Origin of the sequence: Streptomyces sp. NPDC051909 (assembly GCF_040681095.1) — a bacterium.
In the GTDB taxonomy this organism is placed as follows: Bacteria; Actinomycetota; Actinomycetes; order Streptomycetales; family Streptomycetaceae; genus Streptomyces.
The window spans coordinates 25,241-46,164 of record NZ_JBFAYA010000003.1; the positions used below are offsets into that span (position 1 = coordinate 25,241).

The following is a 20,924-nucleotide window of genomic DNA, read 5'->3' on the forward strand; positions in this document are numbered from 1 at the left end:
TACGGGTCCGCTTTCGGACGCGTACCCCGGTTTTCGTACGAGAGGACTCCTGATGCAGGTGCAGGACACCCCGGAGGAGTGGCGGGTCACCGCCACCACCACCCCCTTCACGGGCAAGAAGACGAGTGTCCGCACGGACGAGGTGGTCATGCCGGACGGTTCGGTCGCCCGCCGCGACTACCAGGTCCACCCCGGCTCGGTCGCGGTCGTCGCCCTCGACGAGCAGGACCGGGTGCTGCTGCTCAAGCAGTACCGGCACCCGGTGCGGCAGAAGCTGTGGGAGATCCCGGCCGGCCTGCTCGACGTGCCCGGCGAGAACCCGCTGCACGCCGCCCAGCGCGAGCTGTACGAGGAGGCCCACGTCAAGGCCGGGGACTGGCGGGTCCTCACCGACGTCTACACCACGCCCGGCGGCTGCGACGAGGCCGTCCGCATCTTCCTGGCCCGCGACCTCGCCGAGGCGGAGGGGGAGCGGTACGAGGTCTCCGAGGAGGAGGCCGACATGGAGTTCGCCCGCGTCCCGCTCGACGAGCTGGTCCGCGGCGTGCTCGCGGGCGAGCTGCACAACAACTGCCTGGTGGTGGGCGTCCTCTCACTGCTGGCGGCCCGCACCGCCGACGGCCTGGACGCCCTGCGCCCGGCGGACGCGGAGTGGCCGGCCCGGCCGTTCGAGGCATAGCCGGTACGGAGGGGGCGGGGGAGCGGCGGCGGGCGGGTCCGGCGCCGGACGACCGGTCCGACAATCCACTGATCCGATCGGGCGATTCGTCCGCCGCGCTCCGCCGGGTCCGGCGCACCGGCTGAACTACGCTCGTGATCGCCCGTGCGGAGCCTCCACGCGGGATCGGCTCGTGCGCAGGTGGACGGGAGCGTGGCCCGTGACGGATCAGGCGGTTGGGGGTCCCCCCGGGCGAAGTCCGGGGGAGGTCGGCGCCTCGCGGTTCTACGGTCGCCAGCGGGAGCTGAAGGCGCTGCGGGCCGACATCGAACGCACCGGTCTCGACACCCTCACCGGCCGCAAGGCGCCCCGCGCCCGGGTCCTGCTCATCGCGGGCAAGCCCGGCTCGGGGCGGACCGCGCTCGCCGAGGAGCTCGTCGGCGGGCTCGCCGCCGAGTACCCCGGCGGGGTGTTCCGGACTCGGCTCACGGAGTCCGGCGGCGACCCCGTCCCCACCGCCCGCGCCGCCCGGGAACTGCTCGCCGCGCTCGGCGTCGAGGAGCCGCCGGGCGCCGCCGAGGACGAGCTGACCGCGCTGGTCCGCACCGCCTTCACCGGCCGCCGGGCGCTGCTGCTGCTCGACGACGCCGTGGACGCCGAGCAGGTCGACCCGCTGCTTCCGGACAACCCCGACACCCTGGTGGTCGGCGTGGCCCGCGGCCCGCTCACCGGCATCCCGGACGTGCGGCCCTGCACGGTCGGCGGCCTCGACCCCAAGTCGGCCATCGAACTGCTCACCGCCTTCACCGGCTCCGTCCGCGTCACCGTCGACCCGCAGGCCGCCGAGAGCCTGGCCGAGGAGTGCGGCGGACTGCCCGCCGCCCTGGTCCTGGCCGGCGGCTGGCTCGCCGCCCGGCCCAAGGCCTCGGTCGCCGACCTCGCCAAGCGGCTGCGCGCACTGACCGGCGACCCGGTCGAGCGGGCCTTCGCCCTCGTGCACGAGGCGCTGCCGCAACCGGCCGCCCGGATACTGCGTCATCTGGCGCTCGCCCCGCTCGGCCGGGCCGACGCCCACACCGCCTCCGCGCTCGCCGGCTGCTCGGTGTCCGCCGCCGCGACCACCCTCGCGGACTTCGCCGCGCTGGGTCTCGTGCGGGAGGTGCCCGGCGGGGACGGACAGTACGAGGTGGGCGGGCACCTGGTGCCGCTGCTGCGCGAGCGGCTGGCCGAGCTCGACCGGCCGGCCGAGGTGCAGCTGGCCCGGGCCCGGATGCTGGAGCGGACCGTGCGGCTGCTGCAGTCCGCCCGGGCCGTCACCGAACCCGAGGGCTCCCCGGCCCGCCGCAAGCTCGCCGGGCTGCCCCGCGCGCTGCGCTTCCCGAACACGGCGACCGCCCGGGCCTGGCTGGAAAGCCGGCGGCCGGTGCTGCTCGCCGCGGCCCGCCTCGCCGTCGCCGACGGGGAGCTCGACACCCTGGCCCGGCGGCTGATCGCGGCCCTGGTCCGGGCGCTCACCGCGCACCGGGGCGCCGAGGCCGCCGCCCCCGACCTCTACGGGCTGCACCGCCTCGTCCTGGATGTCGCCGAGCGGCGCGGGCTGCACCGGGAGCAAGCCGCGGCCCTGCTCAACCTGGCCGACCTGGACGCCAGAACCGGACGTACCGAGGACGCTCTGCAACGATATCGGTCGGCATTGGATGCCGGAAGACGAGCAAATGATCCGTATGCCACCGGCCGCGCAATGGAATCCGTAGGCGGCGCCTATCAGGAGCTGGGGGACTGGCAGCGGGCCGGCGACTGGTACGGGCGTGCCCTCGCCCAGCGCCTCGCCCGCGACGAGCGCGCCGACCAGGCCCGGCTCTACGGCCGGCTCGGCGCGGTGCACACCTACGCGGGCCGCTACGGAGAGGCGCTGCGCAACTGGCGCGCCGCCGCCGCGGGCTACCGGCGACTGGCCGATCTCCCCGGCCACGCACGGGCGTTGAGCGAGGCCGCCCGGGTCCAGGAGTACGCGGGCCGGCCCGAGGAGAGCCTGCGGACCTGCGAGGAGGCGGTCGAGTGGGCCCGCCGCGCCCAGGACGTACGGCTGCAGGCGGCGCTCCAGCTCAGGCTGGCCGACACCCTGGACCGGCTCGGCGACCCCGCCGCCGCCCGGTTGCACCGGTCCGCGGCCGAAAGACTCCTTGGAAGCGACTCCTCCGCCTACGAAATCCGCAGTGCTTCTGAAGAAGATTAGTGCTTTGCAAGGCTAGACAGCGGGAACTCCTTCATTAGACTGGTTGCGCCGCGATCGACCGCGGTCTGTCCCGGTGCGCGGTAGTGCATCCGGGTATGTATCGCAGTGCACCCCCGTTTCCCCCGATTCAAGGACCGTGATCGACGATGAAGGTCGGCATCCCCCGCGAGGTCAAGAACAACGAGTTCCGCGTGGCCATCACCCCCGCCGGTGTCCACGAGCTCGTCCGCAACGGACACCAGGTCTTCGTCGAGCAGAACGCCGGTGTGGGCTCCTCGATCACGGACGAGGAGTACGTCTCGGCCGGCGCCGAGATCCTCGCCACCGCCGACGAGGTCTGGGCCACCGCGGACCTGCTGCTCAAGGTCAAGGAGCCGATCGCGGAGGAGTACCACCGCCTCCGCAAGGACCAGACCCTCTTCACCTACCTGCACCTCGCCGCCTCCAAGGAGTGCACCGACGCGCTCCTGGAGTCCGGCACCACCGCCATCGCCTACGAGACGGTCGAGACCGCCAACCGCGCGCTCCCGCTGCTCGCCCCGATGTCCGAGGTCGCGGGCCGCCTGGCCCCGCAGGTCGGCGCCTACCACCTGATGCGCTCGGCCGGCGGCCGCGGCGTGCTCCCCGGCGGCGTCCCCGGCACCCACGCCGGCGAGTGCGTGGTCATCGGCGGCGGCGTCTCCGGCTGGAACGCCGTGCAGATCGCCATCGGCCTGGGCTTCCACGTGACCCTGCTCGACAGGGACATCAACAAGCTTCGCGAGGCCGACAAGATCTTCGGCACCAAGGTCAAGACGATCGTCTCCAACGCCTTCGAGCTGGAGAAGGCCGTCGTCGAGGCCGACCTCGTCGTGGGCGCCGTCCTCATCCCGGGCGCCAAGGCCCCGAAGCTGGTCACCAACGAGCTCGTCGCCAAGATGAAGCCCGGAAGTGTCCTTGTCGACATCGCCATCGACCAGGGCGGCTGCTTCGAGGACTCCCACCCGACCACCCACGCCGAGCCGACCTTCCAGGTCCACAACTCGGTCTTCTACTGCGTCGCCAACATGCCCGGCGCGGTCCCGAACACCTCCACCTACGCCCTCACCAACGCCACGCTGCCCTACATCGTGTCGCTGGCGAACAACGGCTGGGTCGAGGCGCTGCGCCGCGACGCCGCTCTCGCCAAGGGTCTCAACACCCATGAGGGCAAGGTCGTCTACAAGGAGGTCGCCGAGGCGCACGGCTACGAGCACGTCGAGCTGGCGAGCCTCCTGGGCTGATCGGACGGACGGCTGTCAACATCCGCCGTCAACCCCGCACGCCGGGCCGGACCTTGTCGAGCAAGGTCCGGCCCGATGTGTGTCCGGCCACGTTCCGACGCCCGGTCAACTCGCCTCGAACGTAACTCTTTAACCGTTTCGCGCACCCCTGAAACGTACGGTTCCCTGTCTGCGCACCCTTGACAGCGGGGTGTTCGGTTGCCGACACATCGGGCCGGGTCCGGCGGATTGTGTTGCTGCGGAGCGGTGACACGCCATAGAGTCGCCAACCGTCGGCATGGTGCCACGCTGACCTATCGATAAATGTTCCTGGTCAATCCAAGGAGGTAAGACGACTTGTGAATGAGTCGACATTTACTCCCGAGGGTGCCCGGCCAGGAGCCCCGATCGGCTCCGTCGCGGTGCGGACCTTCGCGACGCACCAGACCATGACGCCAGCCCATACGATGAAGATGACGGACGGCCTACACGTGAACGCCACGGCCGGCAACGAGATGGGCCGAGAGTCCACCCACTTCGCCGCCTTTGACGAGGTGCCCGAGGGGCACTTCTACGACCCCGACGCCGAGTACGAGCCCGATCCGGAGTACGCGGCCACCCTCGCACCCGACGCTGCCCGCCAGCGCCGCGAGCGGATCGGCCCCACCGGACGGCCCCTGCCGTACTTCCCGATCCCGGGCCCGCTGACCGACCACGGACCCGCGAAGATCATCGCGATGTGCAACCAGAAGGGCGGCGTCGGCAAGACCACGTCGACCATCAACCTGGGCGCCGCGCTCGCCGAGTACGGACGGCGGGTGCTGCTCGTCGACTTCGACCCGCAGGGAGCCCTGTCGGTCGGCCTCGGCGTGAACCCCATGGAGCTCGACCTCACCGTCTACAACCTGCTCATGGAGCGGGGCATGTCGGCCGACGAGGTGCTGCTCAAGACCGCGGTCCCCAACATGGACCTGCTGCCGAGCAACATCGACCTGTCGGCGGCCGAGGTCCAGCTGGTCTCCGAGGTCGCGCGCGAGTCCACGCTGCAGCGCGCCCTGAAGCCGCTGATGAACGACTACGACTACATCGTGATCGACTGTCAGCCCTCGCTCGGCCTGCTCACCGTCAACGCCCTGACGGCCGCTCACAAGGTCATCGTGCCGCTGGAGTGCGAGTTCTTCGCGCTGCGCGGCGTGGCGCTGCTCACCGAGACGATCGAGAAGGTCCAGGAGCGGCTCAACCCCGAGCTGGAGCTCGACGGCATCCTCGCCACGATGTACGACTCGCGGACGGTGCACTCGCGCGAGGTGCTCGCGCGCGTCGTCGAGGCCTTCGACGACCACGTGTACCACACGGTGATCGGCCGGACCGTGCGCTTCCCGGAGACCACCGTCGCCGGCGAGCCCATCACCACGTACGCCTCGAACAGTGTGGGCGCCGCGGCCTACCGTCAGCTCGCCAGGGAGGTGCTCGCCCGGTGTCACGCCGAGTGAGTCTGCCCGGCGCCGACGAGCTGTTCCGTACGACCGGGGGCATGGGGCTGCAGTCCTCCTCGCCGCGCCGGACCGTTCCACCGCCGGCCGGCGAGAGCGACTCGGCCGCGGCCGGGGGCGCTCCGGCGGAGGGATCCGCCGAGCACGCGGCGGCCGACGCGGAGCCGACGGAGCCGCGCGCCCGGACGGCGGACCCGAAGGCCGCGGCTCCGGCCGCCCCCGCCGCCGCCACCCCGGCCCAGGCCCGGCGGCGCGCCCGCGCCGCCAACCGGCGCCCCAGCGGGCGCGAGCGCCACGACGAGAAGATCACGGTCTACGTCTCCGCCGAGGAGCTGATGGACCTGGAGCACGCGCGCCTGGTGCTGCGCGGCGAGCACGGCCTCGCGGTCGACCGCGGCCGCATCGTCCGCGAAGCGGTCGCGGTGGTCCTCGCGGACCTGGAGTCCCGCGGCGACGCGAGCATCCTCGTGCGCCGCCTGCGCGGCCGCTGACGGTAGCCTGCGGAGCTGCCGCACCCCCGCTCCACCAGGACCCCGATGCCCCCTCCCTCTGACGAAACGTCCCGCCCGCCCCGCCGCCGCGCCCTGGGGCGCGGGCCGGGGACGGGGCCGGCGGCCGCGAGGCCGGTGCCGGTGGTGCCGGACCCGGTGGTCGAGCCCGAGCCCGAGATCGTACGGGTGGAGCCGGCGCCGGAGGCCGTACCGGAGCCTGAGGCTGAGCCTGAGGTCGTACGGGAGCCCGAGGTCGTACGGGAGCCCGAGGTCGTACGGGAGCCTGAGGCCGTACGAGCCGAGCCCGAGGCCCCCGAGTCCCCAAAGCCCGCTCCCGAGCCGTCCGAGGCCGGTGACGGGCGCTTCACCGTGCGTCTGGCGAACTTCGAGGGCCCGTTCGATCTGCTACTCCAGCTGATCGCCAAGCACAAGATGGACGTCACCGAGGTCGCCCTGTCCAAGGTGACCGACGAGTTCATGGCGCACATCCGTGCCATGGGGCCCGACTGGGACCTCGACCAGACCACCGAGTTCCTGGTGGTCGCGGCGACGCTGCTCGACCTGAAGGCCGCGCGGCTGCTGCCCGCCGCCGAGGTCGAGGACGAGGCGGACCTCGCGCTCCTGGAGGCCCGGGACCTGCTCTTCGCCCGGCTGCTGCAGTACCGCGCGTACAAGCGGATCGCGGAGATCCTCGCCGAGCGCTGGGAGAGCGAGGGCCGGCGGTATCCGCGGACCGTCGGTCTGGAGCCGCACCACGCCGAGCTGCTGCCCGAGGTCGTCATCTCCATCGGCGCCGAGGGCTTCGCCAGGCTGGCCGTGAAGGCCATGCAGCCCAAGGCCAAGCCGCAGGTGTACGTCGACCACATCCACGCCCCGCTGGTGAGCGTGCGCGAGCAGGCGGGCATCGTGGTCGCGCTGCTGCGCGAGCGCGGCACCATGAGCTTCCGCGAGCTGGTGGCCGGCACCGACGACACCCTGACCGTCGTCGCGCGCTTCCTGGCCCTCCTGGAGCTCTACCGGGAGAAGGCCGTCGCCCTCGACCAGGAGACCGCCCTCGGGGACCTGACCGTGTCCTGGACGGGCGGGGAGGACACGTCCGCGGCCGCCGCCGTCACCGATGAATTCGACCAGGAGGCCGCATCGTGAACGATCACGACCTCAAGCCCGCTCTCGAAGCCGTCCTCATGGTCGTCGACGAGCCCGTCACCGAGGAGCGGCTCGCCAAGGCCCTCGACCGCACCCCGCGCGAGGTCGCGCTCGCCCTGCGCGAGCTCGCCGACGAGTACGCCGTCCAGGGCCGCGGCTTCGAGCTGCGGGTGGTCGCGGGCGGCTGGCGCTACTACACCCGCGCCGAGCACGCCGCCGCCGTCGAGGCCTTCGTCCTGGACGGGCAGCAGGCCCGGCTCACCCAGGCGGCCCTGGAGACCCTGGCGGTCGTCGCGTACCGCCAGCCGGTCAGCCGGTCCCGGGTCTCCGCGGTGCGCGGAGTGAACTGCGACGGGGTCATGCGGACCCTCCTCCAGCGTGGTCTGGTGGAGGAGGCGGGCGCGGAACCCGAAACAGGTGCGATCCTGTACAGGACGACGAACTACTTCCTGGAGCGGATGGGCCTGCGCGGCCTGGACGAGCTCCCGGAGCTCGCGCCCTTCCTGCCCGAGGCGGAAGCGGTGGAGGCGGACTCCCTGGAAGGCGTCCCGTCGTTCGACCCCGACGCAGACGACGGCGCCGGGCACGCAGACGAGACAACGGAAGTTTGATGCGAAGCAGCAGCGGCAGGAACAGCGGAAACAACGGCGGGAGCCGTGGTGCCAAGAGCGGCGGCCGCGGCAACTACCGGGGCGCGGGGAACAACCGCGACGAGCGCGGCGGCCAGGGCCGTCCGGGCGGCCAGGGCGGCCAGAGCCGAGGCGGCCAGGGCGGCGGCCAAGGCGGTCAGGGAGCCGCCCGTCCGCGCCGGCCCCGCCCCGAGGACCGCCAGTACGACGTGGACATGCCCTCGTCCGGCGGCGGTGCCCCGAAGCGCGGGCGCGGCGACGCGGCCCGCGGCGGCGCCAAGGGCGGCCCCAAGCAGTCCCCGAAGCGCGGCGGCGGCCGCACGGCGCCGGCCCGCTCGCGCGAGTACGAGGCCCGCGCGGAGGAGCGCAACCGCGAGCGGTACGCGAACAAGCCCCAGATCAAGACCCCGAAGACCTTCCCGGGCGCCGAGCAGGAGGGCGAGCGGCTGCAGAAGGTCCTCGCCCGCGCCGGCTACGGCTCGCGGCGCGCCTGCGAGGAGCTCGTCGAGCAGGCCCGCGTCGAGGTCAACGGCGAGATCGTCCTGGAGCAGGGCCTGCGGGTGAAGGACTCCGACGAGATCCGCGTCGACGGCCTGACGGTCGCGACGCAGTCGTACCAGTTCTTCGCGCTGAACAAGCCCGAGGGCGTCGTCTCCACGATGGAGGACCCCGACGGCCGCCAGTGCCTGGGCGACTACGTCACCAACCGTGAGACCCGGCTGTTCCACGTCGGCCGGCTCGACACGGAGACCGAGGGCATCATCCTGCTCACCAACCACGGCGAGCTGGCCCACCGACTCACCCACCCCAGGTACGGCGTGAAGAAGACCTACCTGGCCGCCATCACCGGCCCGCTGCCCCGCGAGGTCGGCAAGCGGCTCAAGGACGGCATCGAGCTGGAGGACGGCTACGCGCGCGCCGACCACTTCCGGGTCGTCGAGCAGACCGGCAAGAACTACCTGGTCGAGGTCGTGCTGCACGAGGGCCGCAAGCACATCGTGCGCCGGATGCTCGCCGAGGCGGGCTTCCCGGTCGAGAAGCTGGTGCGTACGGCCTTCGGCCCGATCACCCTGGGCGACCAGAAGTCGGGCTGGCTGCGCCGGCTCAGCAACACCGAGGTCGGCATGCTGATGAAGGAAGTCGGCCTGTAGCCGTACCCGGCTCGGAGAGACGAGAGGCCCGTGACCGCCCGCAAGGCGGTCACGGGCCTTTGCCGTTCCCCTGTGCCCCCCCGCTTTCGTACTTGTGGTCGAGCCCCGCCGCCATTTATAGTCAAGATGACTCTTAAATCTTGGGGGAGGCGAGGATGAGTCTCGCGAACGTCCTGGAACCGTTGCAGCAGCCGCTGTTCACGCTGCTCGACACCCCGGTCAGCTGGACCGAGGTGCTCGGCTTCGGCAGCGGGGCGCTCTGCGTCTGGCTCGTCGCCCGCCAGCACCTCGCGAACTGGCCGATCGGCATCGCCAACAACCTGTTCTTCGTCCTGCTCTTCACCCAGAGCGGGCTCTACGCCGATGCCGGCCTCCAGATCGTCTTCATCGCCCTCGCCGCGTACGGCTGGTGGACCTGGACCCACGGGGGTGGCCCGGGCTCCGACACCCTGCCGGTACGGCGCACCAGCCGTACCGAATGGACCTGGCTGCTCGCGGCGGGGGCGGTGGGGACCCTCGCCCTCACCCTGCTCCTCGACCGGGCCACGGACTCGACCGTCCCCTTCTGGGACGCGCTCACCACCGCCCTGTCCCTGACGGCCACCTACGGGCAGTGCCGAAAGCGTCTGGAGTCGTGGTGGCTCTGGATCGCCGCGGACGTCGTCTACGTGCCGCTGTACGCGTACAAGGAGCTCTACCTGACCTCCCTGCTGTACGTCGGCTTCATGACCCTCTGCGTCCTCGGTCTGCGCGGCTGGACCCGCGACCTGGCCGCCGCGCCGCGTCCGCTGGAGGCCACGGCATGACCGCCGACCGCCGCTACGGCCACGGGCTCGTCCTCGGCAAGTTCTATCCGCCGCACGCGGGCCACCACCACCTGGTGCGCACCGCGCGCGAGCGCTGCGAACGCCTCACCGTCCTCGTCTGCGCCTCCTCCGTCGAATCCGTGCCGCTCGCCGACCGGGTCGCCTGGATGCGCGAGGTCCACCCCGACGCGCTCGTCGTCGGCGCCGTCGACGACGTCCCCGTCGACCTGCACGACCCCGATGTGTGGGACGCCCACATGAAGATCTTCCGGGCGGCCGTACCCGAGCCCGTCGACGCGGTCTTCACCTCGGAGTCGTACGGGGAGGAGCTCGGCCGCCGCTTCGGCGCCGCGTCCGTCCTCGTCGACCCCGAGCGCGGGACCCACCCCGTCTCCGGCACCGCCGTCCGCGCCGACCCGGCCGGCTGCTGGGACCACCTCGCCGCGCCCGTACGGGCCGCCCTCACCCGCCGGGTCGTCGTCCTCGGCGCCGAGTCCACCGGCACCACCACCATGGCCCGCGCCCTCGCCGACCACTACCGGCGGCGCGGCGGGGTCTGGGCCCGCACCCGCTGGGTGCCCGAGTACGGGCGCGAGTACAGCGAGCTGAAACTCGCCGAGCTGCGCGCCGAGCGCCCCGGCGCCGACTGGTCCGACGTCGCCTTCCACTCCGCCGACTTCCCCGTCATCGCGCTCCGCCAGGCCGAGCTGGAGGAGGAGGCCGCCCGCGACGGCTCGCCCGTCCTCTTCTGCGACACCGACGCCTTCGCCACCACCATCTGGCACGAGCGCTACATGGGTACGAGCAGCCCCGGCACCGGCGAGATAGCCGCCCGCGGCCGTCAGCACCTCTGGCTGCTCACCGACCACCGTGGCGTCGCCTTCGAGGACGACGGCCTGCGCGACGGCGAGCACCTGCGGCCCTGGATGACCGCGCGCTTCCTCACCCAGCTCGCCCACACCGGCCGCCGCACCGTCGTCCTCACCGGCCCGCACGAGGAACGCCTCGCGACCGCCGTCGCCGCCGTCGACGCGCTGCTCGCCGAGGGCTGGCACCTCACCGATCCTCTGCCGGAGCGCCGATGACCACCGCACACCGGGGCGACGTGGCGGGCTACGACAAGTACGCGTTCGAGCCCTTCGCCCTCACCGCCGACCTCGCCGTCCTCACCGTCCGCGAGGGCCGCCTGCACGTCCTCCTCGTCGAACGCGGCCAGGCACCCTACGCCGGTGCCTGGGCCCTGCCCGGCGGCTTCGTGCTGCCCGACGAGTCGGCCGAGCAGGCCGCGCGCCGCGAACTCGCCGAGGAGACCGGCCTGTCCGGCGACACCGCCGCCCGGCTCCACCTCGAACAGCTCCGCACCTACAGCGACCCGGACCGCGACCCGCGGATGCGGGTGGTCTCCGTCGCGTACACCGCGCTCGTCCCCGACCTGCCCGAGCCGCGCGGCGGCGGCGACGCCGCCCAGGCCCGCTGGCAGCCGTACGACACCGTCCGCGACCTGGCCTTCGACCACGACCGGATCCTCGCCGACGCCCGCGAACGGGTCGGCGCCAAACTCGAATACACCTGTCTCGCCACCGCCTTCTGCCCGCCCGAGTTCACCCTCGGCGAGCTGCGGCAGGTGTACGAGACCGTCTGGGGCGTGGCACTCGACCGCCCCAACTTCCGGCGCAAGGTCCTCGCCACCCCCGGCTTCGTCCGGCCGGTGGAGGGTCCCCCGCGCCTCACCGGCGGCCGCGGGAAGCCGGCCGCGCTCTACCGGGCGGGCGAGGCGACTGCCCTGCACCCGCCGCTGCTCCGACCGGAAGGACGATCCGCATGACGAAGAAGAGCGCCACGGGGGCGCTGGTGGGGCTGGCGCTCGGCGATGCGCTGGGCTTTCCGACGGAGTTCAACGACGTCCCGCAGATCCTCGGGAAGTTCGGCCCCTGGCGGGCCATGGAACTGCCCGTGAACCGCGGCACGGCGTACATCACCGACGACACCCAGATGACGCTCGCCTTCGCGCGGGGCATCCGCACCGCCATGGAGCGGGGACCGCTCGCGCCGCTGCGGCTGGCACGGCCGCTGCGCGAGGAGTACGTCGACTGGTACCACTCGCCGGAGAACAACCGCGCGCCCGGGCGCACCTGCATGGTCGCGTGCCACCTCCTCGACGGCGACCGGGCCTGGCAGGACGCCAGCCAGATCGGCTCCAAGGGCTGCGGCGCCAACATGCGGGTCGCACCCATCGGGCTCGTTCCCGGCCTCACCGACGAGCAGCGGTCCGGCGCCGCCCAGCTCCAGGCCGCGCTCACCCACGGGCACCCCACCGGGCTCGCCGCCTCCGACCTCACCGCGCGGGCCGTGTGGCTGCTCGCCCAGGGCGCCGACCCCACCGGCCTGGTGGGCCAGCTCCGCTCGTACGCCCTGGACAACCGCGACCGGTACCACGAGCACTGGCTCGGCGACCTGTGGACCCGCTCCCAGGACCCCGGCCCCGTGCACTTCATCCGGCGCGGCTGGGACGAGTGCCTTGCCGTCCTGGAACGCCTCGACGCCGTCCAGCGGACCGCCGACCCCGAGATCGACCCCTGCGAGTACACCGGCGACGGCTGGATCGCCGAGGAGGCCCTCGCCACCGGCCTCCTCGCCTTCCTCCTCTTCCCCGACGAGCCCGTGACCGCCCTCCGCCGCGCCGCCTGCACCCGCGGCGACTCCGACTCCATCGCGGCCCTCGCCGGCGCCTTCGCCGGCGCGCACCTGGGCGCGGACGCGTGGCCTGCGGAGTGGGTGGCGGCGGTGGAGCACCGGGACGAGCTGCTGGCGTTCGGCGCGCTCTGGGACGCGTGAGCCATGACGACGCCCACCGCCTCAGCCCCTGACGTCGACCTGACCGCCGTCGTCGCCGAGCAGCCCGACCCCCTGCTCTTCGCCACCGTCTCCGGTGCCCACCTCTACGGCTTCCCGTCCCGCGACTCCGACGTGGACCTGCGCGGAGTGCACCTGCTGCCCGTCGCCGCCCTGCTCCGGCTGCGAGAGCCGGAGGAGACCCGGACCCGCATGTGGGACCGCGACGGGACCGAGATGGACCTCGTGACCCACGACCTGCGGAAGTTCGTGCGCCTGATGCTGCGGCGCAACGGCTACGTGCTCGAACAGCTCACCTCGCCGCTGATCGCCCACACCACCGACGCGCACGCCGAGCTGCGCTCCCTCGTCCCGGACGTGCTCACCTCGTACCACGCGCACCACTACCGGGGCTTCGCCGGCACCCAGTGGCGCCTGTACGAGAAGACCGGCGAGCTGAAGCCGCTGCTCTATACCTACCGGGCCCTGCTCACCGGCATTCACCTCATGCGCTCCGGCGAGCTCCAGGCCCACCTCCCCACCCTCGCCGCCGAGGTCCCCGAGGCGCCCGCCCGCCTCGCCGGGCTCATCGCCGCCAAGGCCGCGGCCGAACACGGCGCCGCCGAGGTGTTGGAGGCCGAGGTGCGGGCGGAGGTGGAGGGACTGCACGCCGTGCTGGACGCCGCCCAGGCCGGCTCAGGGCTGGCCGACGAGCCCGTCGCCTTCGCCGCGCTCGACGACTTCGTCGTACGCGTGCGGCGGGAGCTCGCGCAGGGCTGAGGCGCGGCGGGCGCGGGTCAGGAAGTCCTCCACCCGGGCCCGGTCCGGGGCGTCCGGGAGGGGGCTCGTGGTGTGGGCGGCGTCGGCCTCGTCCTGGAGGCGGTTCATCCAGGACTCGACGCCCGCCCAGGACACCTCCCCGCGCCTGACCGCGAGCAGCCGCTCCCGCTCCCCGCTCACGTCGATCCGCAGCTCGCCGCTGCGCAGCAGGTCCCGGCAGCTCGTCAGCAGCCGCAGCAGATGCATCGCGTGCTTCCAGCGCGGCGCGCCGTACTGCCGTACGTCCGCCTCCAGCTTGCGGCGCTGCCCGGCCGCGTACCGGACGAAGGTCTCGTGCGCGCGCCGCGACAGGAACGCGCCGCGCAGTTCGAGCAGTTCGCGCCCGGTGGCGTCGGCGTGCTCGACGAGCGGGGAGTGCAGGCACTCCAGGACGTTCGGGTTGTTGCGGAGCGCCAGCTCGCAGAAGCGTTCCAGCTCCCAGCTGAACTGCTCCTCCGCCGGGCCCTCCACATGCGCGGGCGGCTTGTCGAAGCGCCAGAACAGCGGTGTCGGCGCGAGGTACACCCCGCGCCGGTCGGTGTCGCTGTCCTCGGTCGCCAGACCGAACGCGCGCGAGCCCATCACACAGGAGTAGATCGTGTGGTCGCGCACCAGTTCCTCAGGACTCATGCGCGCCAGGCTAGGTGAGCGTGATCGTTCCCGCCGACACATTGACGTCCTCGGGCGGGAGCGGGCGGGGCGCCGGGCCCGCGGCCACCGAACCGTCTGCGATCCGGTACTTCGAGCCGTGGCAGGGGCAGTCGATCGTGCCGTTCTCGACCTTGGCGACCGTGCACCCCTGGTGTGTGCAGATCGCCGAGAAGGCCTTGAACTCGCCGGCCACCGGCTGGGTGACCACGACCTTCTCGTCCTTGAAGACGGTGCCGCCGCCGACCGGGATGTCCGCGGTCCGGGCCAGCGCGCTCGGTGCCGCGGCGGGAGTCGAGGGAGCCTCGGGAGTCGAAGGAGCCTCGGTAGCCGGGGGAGCCTCGGTAGTCGAGGGCGGTGCGCTCGTCGCCGTGCCATCCGTCGTACCGCCCGGGGCGTCGTCCGAGCCGCAGCCGGAGACCAGCACCGTGGCGGCGGCGGAGCCCGCGCCGGCGGCGCGCAGGACGGTACGGCGGCTGGGCATGGCGTCAGGAGTCATGCCGTCCAGCTTGGCCGGGGAGCGTACCGAGCGGTCCGCAACACGCCTACGCCCAGGGCGTCAGCTCCCTCGCCCGGCCGTCCGCGTCCCGCCGTACCTCCAGGACCGCCGTGACCGCGGCCCGCTCGATCGGCCCGTACACATGCGGGAAGAGCCGGTCCTCGGAGCCCTCCCAGCGCACCTCCCCGCCGAGCCGTGTCTCGTCGATCACGAGCACCAGCAGCGGACCGGCAACGTCCCGGTAGTGGCCGTCGGCGATGGCGAGGGCGGCCTGCTCGTCCGGGGAGCAGTGGACGAAGCCCTCGGCGGCGAGGGAGGGCGGAGCGTAGGGGACACCGGGGTCGGCGGACCATTCGTCCAGGGGTACGACGTGCAGCAGCATCCGACAGTTGTACCGCGAGCGTGTACCGCGAGCGCCGCCCACGCTGGGTGGCGGGGCGGAGTGGTTCGGGTGACATTGGCCGTGTTCCGTATCGGAAGAAGGGCACGGTCATGGCAGGAAACGATCTCGGCAGTCTGCTCGGCGGCCTCCTCGGCGGAGGCGCCCAGGGCGGTGGCGGCGGCGCCGGCGGCAACATCCTCGGCTCGCTCCTCGGCGCGCTGACGGCCGGCAAGGGCGGCGGCGGGCAGGGCGGCTCGAACCCGCTCGGCGGGCTCCTCGACATGCTCACCAGGTCCGGTCTCGCCGACCAGGCCCAGTCCTGGGTCGGCACCGGCGACAACCAGCCCGTGAGCGGCGCTCAGATCGCCGAGGCCCTCCCCGACGAGACCCTGCAGAAGGTCGCCGCCGACGCCGGGGTGACCCCGGACCAGGCCGCGGACGAGATCGCCCGGTCCCTGCCCCAGGCGGTCGACAAGCTGTCCCCGCAGGGACAGCTGCCCAGCGGCTCCCTGGAGGACCTCATCCGCGCGCAGAAATTCTGACGCCGTCTCGGTGGGCGGGCGCCGCGGCGGTCGCTCCGGCCCGCTGACTAGGCTGGTCGGAGCACCGACGCAGGCGATGAGGGAGTGACGACGTGGCGGTACGAGCGGTCCGCGGCGCGGTCCAGCTGGAGCGGGACGAGGCCGGGCACATGCACGAGCAGGTCGAGGAGCTGCTCACCGCCGTGCTCGAACGCAACGGACTGACCGCCGACGACCTCATCAGCATCTGGTTCACGGCCACGCCCGATCTGCACAGCGACTTCCCGGCCGCGGCCGCCCGCCGCATCGGGATCGTGGACGTTCCGCTGATCTGCGCCCAGGAGCTCGACATCGAGGGTGCGATGCCGAGGGTCGTACGGCTCCTCGCGCACGTCGAGTCGGAACTGCCCAAGTCCCGGATCGCGCACGTCTACCTCGGTGCCGCGGCCGCCCTGCGCAAGGACATTGCCCAGTGAGAACCGCGCTCGTCATCGGAACCGGCCTGATCGGCACCTCGGCCGCCCTCGCGCTCGCCGGGCGCGGGGTCACCGTGCATCTGCGCGACCACGACCCGGCCCGGGCCCGTACCGCCGCCGCGCTCGGCGCCGGCACCGACGAGGCGCCCGCCGGGCCGGTCGACCTCGTGATCGTCGCCGTACCGCCCGCGCACGTCGCCGGGACCCTCGCCGCCGCCATGCGGGACGGGCTCGGCCGCGGCTACCTCGACGTGGCCAGCGTCAAGGGCGGGCCCAAGCGGGAGCTCCAGGACCTGGGCATCGACCTCACCGCGTACATCGGCACGCACCCCATGTCCGGCAAGGAGCGTTCCGGCCCGCTCGCCGCCACCGCCGACCTCTTCGAGGGCCGGCCCTGGGTGCTCACCCCCACCCGCGACACCGACACCGAGGTGCTCAACCTCGCCCTGGAGCTGGTCGCGCTGTGCCGGGCGGTGCCCGTCGTCATGGACGCCGACGCCCACGACCGGGCCGTCGCCCTCGTCTCGCACACCCCGCAGCTCGTCTCCTCGATGGTCGCGGCCCGCCTGGAGAGCGCGGACGAGACGGCGGTACGGCTCTGCGGCCAGGGCATCCGCGACGTCACCCGCATCGCCGCCTCCGACCCGCGCATGTGGGTCGAGATCCTCTCCGCCAACCCCGGGCCGGTCGCCGACGTCCTCGCGGGCGTGGCCGCCGACCTCGACGAGACGGTACGGGCGCTGCGCTCGCTGGAGTCCGAGGACGACGCCAAGCGCCGGGCCGGCGCCTCCGGCGTCGAGGACGTCCTGCGCCGCGGCAACGCCGGCCGCGCCCGCGTCCCCGGCAAGCACGGCGCCGCCCCCGCCACGTACGAGATCGTCGCCGTCCTCATCAGCGACCAGCCCGGTGAGCTGGCCCGCATCTTCGCCGATGCCGGTCGTGCGGGCGTCAACATCGAGGACGTCCGTATCGAGCACGCCACCGGCCAGCAGGCGGGTCTGGTCCAGCTCATGGTGGAGCCTTCGGCGGTTCCGGTTCTGGAGTCGTCGTTGAAGGAGCGGGGCTGGGCGCTGCGGACGGGCTGAGGGGGGCCGCCGGTGCCGGCGCGCTCGCCTGGGCGGTGCTCCTGTCGCCGGTCCGTGTCGCCTGGCCGACGACCCGCCGGACGGAGTCCGGTGCAGCCGTCCGAAGCCCGGGAGGCCCCTGGGGCCGAGCGGTGCGAGGGGGGCGGTGGATGATCCAGCCCAGCCCGGTGAGCTGGCCCGCATCTTCGCCGATGCCGGTCGTGCGGGCGTCAACATCGAGGACGTCCGTATCGAGCACGCCACCGGCCGGCAGGCGGGTCTGGTCCAGCTCATGGTGGAGCCTTCGGCGGTTCCGGTTCTGGAGTCGTCGTTGAAGGAGCGGGGCTGGGCGCTGCGGACGGGCTGAGGGGGGCCGCCGGTGCCGCCGTGCGGGGCCCCGCGGCACACTGGGCCGAACGGGTGCGGGGGACTCGGTAACCTTGGGGGAGGTCCCCGCGCGTCCGCCGGGACCTCACGCTCACCCAGGAAGGCGTTCCCCACCGTGGAAACCGTGATCGTCGCCATCGACGGCCCCTCCGGCACGGGCAAGTCGAGCACCTCGAAGGCGGTGGCCGCCAAGCTGGGGCTGAGCTACCTCGACACCGGGGCCCAGTACCGGGCCATCACCTGGTGGATGATCAGCAACGGCGTCGACGTGAACGACGCCGACGCGGTCGCCAACGCCGCCGCCAAGCCCGTCATCGTCTCCGGCACCGACCCGTCCCGCCCCACCATCACGGTGGACGGCGTCGACGCCGCCGGCCCCATCCGTACCGAGGAGGTCACCTCCAAGGTCAGCGCCGTCAGCGCCGTCCCCGAGGTGCGCTCCCTCATCACGGAGCTCCAGCGGAGCATCGCCCGGAGCGCCGAGGTCGGCATCGTCGTCGAGGGCCGGGACATCGGCACCACCGTGCTGCCGGACGCCGACCTCAAGATCTTCCTCACCGCCTCGCCCGAGGCCCGCGCCGCCCGCCGCTCCGGCGAGCTCAAGGGCGCCGACGTGGCCGCCACCCAGCAGGCCCTGATCAAGCGGGACGCGGCCGACTCCAGCCGTAAGACCTCCCCGCTCGCCAAGGCCGGCGACGCCGTCGAGGTCGACACCACCGAGCTCACCCTCGACCAGGTCATCGAGTGCGTCGTCACCCTGGTGGAGGAGAAGCGGACCGGCGCCAAGTGACCCAGCCCACCGGGCGGCCCTCAGAGAAGGGCGCCGCCGTCGGCCGGCGCATCGGCATCGGGCTGATGTACGGCTTCTGGAAGCCGCGCGTGCTCGGTGCCTGGCGGGTCCCGGCCTCCGGCCCCGTCATCCTCGCCGTCAACCACGCGCACAACATCGACGGCCCCATGCTCATGGGCACCGCCCCGCGCCCCGTGCACTTCCTGATCAAGAAGGAGGCGTTCGTCGGGCCGCTCGGCAGCTTCCTGGAGGGCATCGGGCAGCTCAAGGTCGACCGCGACTCGACCGACCGCACCGCGATAGGCAACGCCCTCGGGATCCTGGAGCAGGGCGGTGTCCTCGGGATCTTCCCCGAGGGCACCCGCGGCGAGGGCGACTTCGCCTCGCTCCGGGCCGGTCTCGCCTACTTCGCGGTCCGCAGCGGCGCGCCGATCGTCCCGGTCGCCGTCCTGGGCAGCACCGACACGCCCGGACGCCTGGTCAAGGCGCTGCCCCGGCTCCGCAGCCGCGTCGACGTCGTCTTCGGCGACCCGTTCGACGCGGGCGACGGCAGCGGCCGGCGCACCCGCAAGGCGCTGGACGAGGCGACCTTCCGCATTCAGGAACGCCTCACCGACCACCTCAAAAACGCCAGGCGCCTCACCGGGCGCTGAGCGACACTCTCAGTAGTGGGCCCCGGGGCTCGAGCCCCCGGCAACCCACCGACCACGAATGATCAAGGAACGGACTTCATGAACGACCAGCACGACCACGGGGCACTTGGCGACGCCGAGTACGCGGAGTTCATGGAGCTCGCCGCGGAAGAGGGATTCGACGTCGAGGACGTCGAGGGCGCGATCGAGGAGGCCGGGCACGGCCCGCTGCCCGTCCTCGCCGTCGTCGGCCGTCCCAATGTCGGCAAGTCGACCCTGGTGAACCGGATCATCGGCCGCCGCGAGGCCGTCGTCGAGGACCGCCCGGGCGTCACCCGCGACCGCGTCACCTACGAGGCCGAGTGGGCCGGCCGCCGCTTCAAGATCGTCGACACCGGCGGCTGGGAGCAGGACGTCCTCGGCATCGACGCCTCCGTCGCCGCCCAGGCCGAGTTCGCCATCGAGGCCGCCGACGCCTGCCTGTTCGTCGTGGACGCCACCGTCGGCGCCACCGACACCGACGAGGCCGTCGTCAAGCTGCTGCGCCGCGCGGGCAAGCCGGTCGTCCTCGCCGCCAACAAGGTCGACGGCCAGTCCGGCGAGGCCGATGCCGCCATGCTGTGGTCCCTCGGCCTCGGCGAGCCGTTCCCCGTCTCCTCGCTGCACGGCCGCGGCACCGGCGACCTCCTCGACGAGGTCCTCAAGGCCCTGCCCGAGGCCCCCGAGCAGCGCTTCGGGAGCCCCCTCGGCGGCCCGCGCCGCATCGCGCTCATCGGGCGTCCGAACGTCGGCAAGTCCTCCCTCCTCAACAAGGTCGCCGGCGAGGAGCGGGTCGTCGTCAACGAGCTGGCCGGCACCACCCGCGACCCGGTCGACGAGCTGATCGAGCTCGGCGGCGTGACCTGGAAGTTCGTCGACACCGCCGGCATCCGCAAGAAGGTGCACCTCCAGGAGGGCGCGGACTACTACGCCTCCCTGCGCACCGCCGCCGCCGTCGAGAAGGCGGAGGTGGCCGTCATCCTCATCGACACCACCGACCACATCTCGGTCCAGGACCAGCGCATCATCACGATGGCCGTCGAGTCCGGCCGCGCCATCGTCATCGCCTACAACAAGTGGGACGAGCTGGACGAGGAGCGCCGCTACTACCTGGAGCGGGAGATCGAGACCGAGATGCAGCAGGTCTCCTGGGCGCCCCGGGTCAACGTCTCGGCGAAGACCGGCCGCCACATGGAGAAGCTCGTCCCGGCCATCGAGACCGCGCTCGCCGGCTGGGAGACCCGCGTCCCCACCGGCCGCCTGAACGCCTTCCTCGGCGAGCTGGTCGCGGCCCACCCGCACCCGATCCGCGGCGGCAAGCAGCCCCGCATCCTCTTCGGCACGCAGGCCGGCACCAAGCCGCCCCGCTTCGTGCTCTTCGCCTCCGGCTTCCTGGAGGCCGGCTACCGCCGCTTCGTCGAGCGCCGGCTGCGCGAGGAGTTCGGCTTCGAGGGCACCCCGATCCACATCTCGGTGCGGGTGCGCGAGAAGCGCGGCAAGAAGAAGTAGGGCCTTGTGAGGCCTTGTACGACAGCGGCCGGGGGCCGGGGCGATCTCGCCCCGGCCCCCGGCCGTGTCTCCGCCCCTCGCGGAACGCCCTACGGAACGGCCCGCCGGCCCGGCGGCAGCGCGTACGCGGACCAGCCGCCGGTCTGATGACCGTGCCGGGCGTACTGGCCGCTCTGCCCCGGCAGCCGATGCGTGCCGAGCGTGCCGAAGCCCCGGAAGCCCAGTTCCTCCTCGCCGCTGCGGTCGCCCGGCAACGAGCGGAACGACCGGCGGTACTCGGAGTACAGGGCGTCGTAGATCGGAGTCGCCGAGAAGCCCGTGGAGGTCCCCGGGAAGCCCGTCGAGCCGGCCGTGCCGGCCGTGCCGTCGTGCGCCGGGCGCATCGACGGGATCGGGCTCGGGACCGGACCCGGCACCGGACTCGGTACCGGGCTCGGGTACTGCTGGCGGAAAGGGTCGTATGCGTGCACATAGG

23 protein-coding genes and 1 pseudogene are annotated in these 20,924 nt (G+C 72.9%); 20 read left to right on the plus strand and 4 right to left on the minus strand.

Annotated elements, in window-relative coordinates; all coding sequences use genetic code 11:
* Positions 1 to 52: 52 nt before the first annotated feature.
* From AB0M18_RS05600 to AB0M18_RS05660, 13 genes are all read left to right on the plus strand, one after another.
* On the plus strand, positions 53 to 679 hold the full coding sequence (locus tag AB0M18_RS05600; RefSeq protein WP_365755520.1) for an NUDIX hydrolase: 627 nt from the start codon (positions 53 to 55) through the stop codon (positions 677 to 679).
* A gap of 199 nt (positions 680 to 878) precedes the next feature.
* On the plus strand, positions 879 to 2,894 hold the full coding sequence (locus AB0M18_RS05605; RefSeq protein ID WP_365755521.1) for a tetratricopeptide repeat protein: 2,016 nt from the start codon (positions 879 to 881) through the stop codon (positions 2,892 to 2,894).
* 146 nt (positions 2,895 to 3,040) lie between these two features.
* Positions 3,041 to 4,156 (plus strand): alanine dehydrogenase, encoded by a 1,116-nt coding sequence (gene ald, locus AB0M18_RS05610; RefSeq protein ID WP_365755522.1) that lies wholly within the window; start codon positions 3,041 to 3,043, stop codon positions 4,154 to 4,156.
* Positions 4,157 to 4,602: 446 nt separating this feature from the next.
* Complete coding sequence (locus tag AB0M18_RS05615; protein ID WP_265865697.1) at positions 4,603 to 5,628, plus strand: ParA family protein; 1,026 nt, start codon at positions 4,603 to 4,605, stop codon at positions 5,626 to 5,628.
* Positions 5,625 to 6,119, plus strand: coding sequence for a hypothetical protein (locus AB0M18_RS05620; RefSeq protein ID WP_365755865.1), 495 nt, complete (start codon positions 5,625 to 5,627; stop codon positions 6,117 to 6,119). The genes AB0M18_RS05615 and AB0M18_RS05620 overlap by 4 nt, the downstream gene beginning before the upstream one ends.
* A 45-nt stretch (positions 6,120 to 6,164) precedes the next feature.
* A complete protein-coding gene (locus AB0M18_RS05625) occupies positions 6,165 to 7,265 on the plus strand; it encodes a segregation/condensation protein A (RefSeq protein WP_365755523.1) in 1,101 nt (366 codons plus the stop codon).
* A 38-nt stretch (positions 7,266 to 7,303) separates the two neighbouring features.
* Positions 7,304 to 7,876 (plus strand): SMC-Scp complex subunit ScpB, encoded by a 573-nt coding sequence (scpB, locus tag AB0M18_RS05630; RefSeq protein WP_265865694.1) that lies wholly within the window; start codon positions 7,304 to 7,306, stop codon positions 7,874 to 7,876.
* Positions 7,876 to 9,045 carry a pseudouridine synthase gene (locus tag AB0M18_RS05635; RefSeq protein WP_365755524.1) on the plus strand — a complete coding sequence of 390 codons (1,170 nt, stop codon included), beginning with the start codon at positions 7,876 to 7,878 and terminating at the stop codon, positions 9,043 to 9,045. Before scpB ends, AB0M18_RS05635 begins: the two co-directional genes overlap by 1 nt.
* A 155-nt stretch (positions 9,046 to 9,200) precedes the next feature.
* Positions 9,201 to 9,851: a nicotinamide riboside transporter PnuC gene (gene pnuC, locus AB0M18_RS05640; RefSeq protein WP_365755525.1), complete on the plus strand. Its 651-nt coding sequence runs from the start codon at positions 9,201 to 9,203 to the stop codon at positions 9,849 to 9,851.
* The gene (locus AB0M18_RS05645; RefSeq protein ID WP_365755526.1) at positions 9,848 to 10,936 is read left to right on the plus strand and encodes an AAA family ATPase; all 1,089 of its coding nucleotides are present in this window, start codon (positions 9,848 to 9,850) and stop codon (positions 10,934 to 10,936) included. The genes pnuC and AB0M18_RS05645 overlap by 4 nt, the downstream gene beginning before the upstream one ends.
* The gene (locus tag AB0M18_RS05650) at positions 10,933 to 11,676 is read left to right on the plus strand and encodes an NUDIX domain-containing protein (protein WP_365755527.1); all 744 of its coding nucleotides are present in this window, start codon (positions 10,933 to 10,935) and stop codon (positions 11,674 to 11,676) included. Before AB0M18_RS05645 ends, AB0M18_RS05650 begins: the two co-directional genes overlap by 4 nt.
* The gene (locus AB0M18_RS05655) at positions 11,673 to 12,686 is read left to right on the plus strand and encodes an ADP-ribosylglycohydrolase family protein (RefSeq protein ID WP_365755528.1); all 1,014 of its coding nucleotides are present in this window, start codon (positions 11,673 to 11,675) and stop codon (positions 12,684 to 12,686) included. The genes AB0M18_RS05650 and AB0M18_RS05655 overlap by 4 nt, the downstream gene beginning before the upstream one ends.
* 3 nt (positions 12,687 to 12,689) lie before the next feature.
* Positions 12,690 to 13,463: a nucleotidyltransferase domain-containing protein gene (locus tag AB0M18_RS05660; RefSeq protein WP_365755529.1), complete on the plus strand. Its 774-nt coding sequence runs from the start codon at positions 12,690 to 12,692 to the stop codon at positions 13,461 to 13,463.
* Here the strand turns inward: AB0M18_RS05660 and AB0M18_RS05665 are convergent.
* Genes AB0M18_RS05665 through AB0M18_RS05675 form a run of 3 tightly spaced genes read right to left on the minus strand, consistent with a single transcriptional unit; the run spans position 13,380 to position 15,031 of the window.
* Positions 13,380 to 14,132: a nucleotidyltransferase domain-containing protein gene (locus tag AB0M18_RS05665; RefSeq protein WP_365755530.1), complete on the minus strand. Its 753-nt coding sequence runs from the start codon at positions 14,130 to 14,132 to the stop codon at positions 13,380 to 13,382. The genes AB0M18_RS05660 and AB0M18_RS05665 overlap by 84 nt on opposite strands.
* A 10-nt stretch (positions 14,133 to 14,142) precedes the next feature.
* Positions 14,143 to 14,649 (minus strand): Rieske 2Fe-2S domain-containing protein, encoded by a 507-nt coding sequence (locus AB0M18_RS05670; protein WP_365755531.1) that lies wholly within the window; start codon positions 14,647 to 14,649, stop codon positions 14,143 to 14,145.
* 46 nt (positions 14,650 to 14,695) lie between these two features.
* Positions 14,696 to 15,031: a DUF952 domain-containing protein gene (locus AB0M18_RS05675; RefSeq protein WP_365755532.1), complete on the minus strand. Its 336-nt coding sequence runs from the start codon at positions 15,029 to 15,031 to the stop codon at positions 14,696 to 14,698.
* Positions 15,032 to 15,141: 110 nt separating this feature from the next.
* On the opposite strand from AB0M18_RS05675, the gene AB0M18_RS05680 reads away from it, so the two are divergent.
* The 7 genes and pseudogenes from AB0M18_RS05680 (at position 15,142) to der (ending at position 20,449) form a co-directional block, all read left to right on the plus strand.
* Positions 15,142 to 15,573: a YidB family protein gene (locus tag AB0M18_RS05680; protein ID WP_365755533.1), complete on the plus strand. Its 432-nt coding sequence runs from the start codon at positions 15,142 to 15,144 to the stop codon at positions 15,571 to 15,573.
* Positions 15,574 to 15,665: 92 nt separating this feature from the next.
* Positions 15,666 to 16,028, plus strand: a complete 363-nt coding sequence (aroH, locus tag AB0M18_RS05685; protein ID WP_362536800.1) for a chorismate mutase — start codon at positions 15,666 to 15,668, stop codon at positions 16,026 to 16,028.
* Complete coding sequence (locus AB0M18_RS05690; protein ID WP_365755534.1) at positions 16,025 to 17,113, plus strand: prephenate dehydrogenase; 1,089 nt, start codon at positions 16,025 to 16,027, stop codon at positions 17,111 to 17,113. The genes aroH and AB0M18_RS05690 overlap by 4 nt, the downstream gene beginning before the upstream one ends.
* A 160-nt stretch (positions 17,114 to 17,273) precedes the next feature.
* Positions 17,274 to 17,459: pseudogene (locus tag AB0M18_RS05695) on the plus strand (prephenate dehydrogenase); the annotation flags it as partial.
* Between the two features lie 135 nt (positions 17,460 to 17,594).
* A complete protein-coding gene (gene cmk, locus AB0M18_RS05700; RefSeq protein WP_365755535.1) occupies positions 17,595 to 18,269 on the plus strand; it encodes a (d)CMP kinase in 675 nt (224 codons plus the stop codon).
* Positions 18,270 to 18,334: 65 nt separating this feature from the next.
* A complete protein-coding gene (locus tag AB0M18_RS05705; protein ID WP_365755866.1) occupies positions 18,335 to 18,922 on the plus strand; it encodes a lysophospholipid acyltransferase family protein in 588 nt (195 codons plus the stop codon).
* A gap of 78 nt (positions 18,923 to 19,000) precedes the next feature.
* Positions 19,001 to 20,449, plus strand: a complete 1,449-nt coding sequence (der, locus tag AB0M18_RS05710; RefSeq protein WP_365755536.1) for a ribosome biogenesis GTPase Der — start codon at positions 19,001 to 19,003, stop codon at positions 20,447 to 20,449.
* Positions 20,450 to 20,538: 89 nt separating this feature from the next.
* On the opposite strand, the gene AB0M18_RS05715 is transcribed toward der, so the two are convergent.
* A complete protein-coding gene (locus tag AB0M18_RS05715; protein WP_365755537.1) occupies positions 20,539 to 20,832 on the minus strand; it encodes a hypothetical protein in 294 nt (97 codons plus the stop codon).
* Between the last annotated feature and the right edge of the window lie 92 nt (positions 20,833 to 20,924).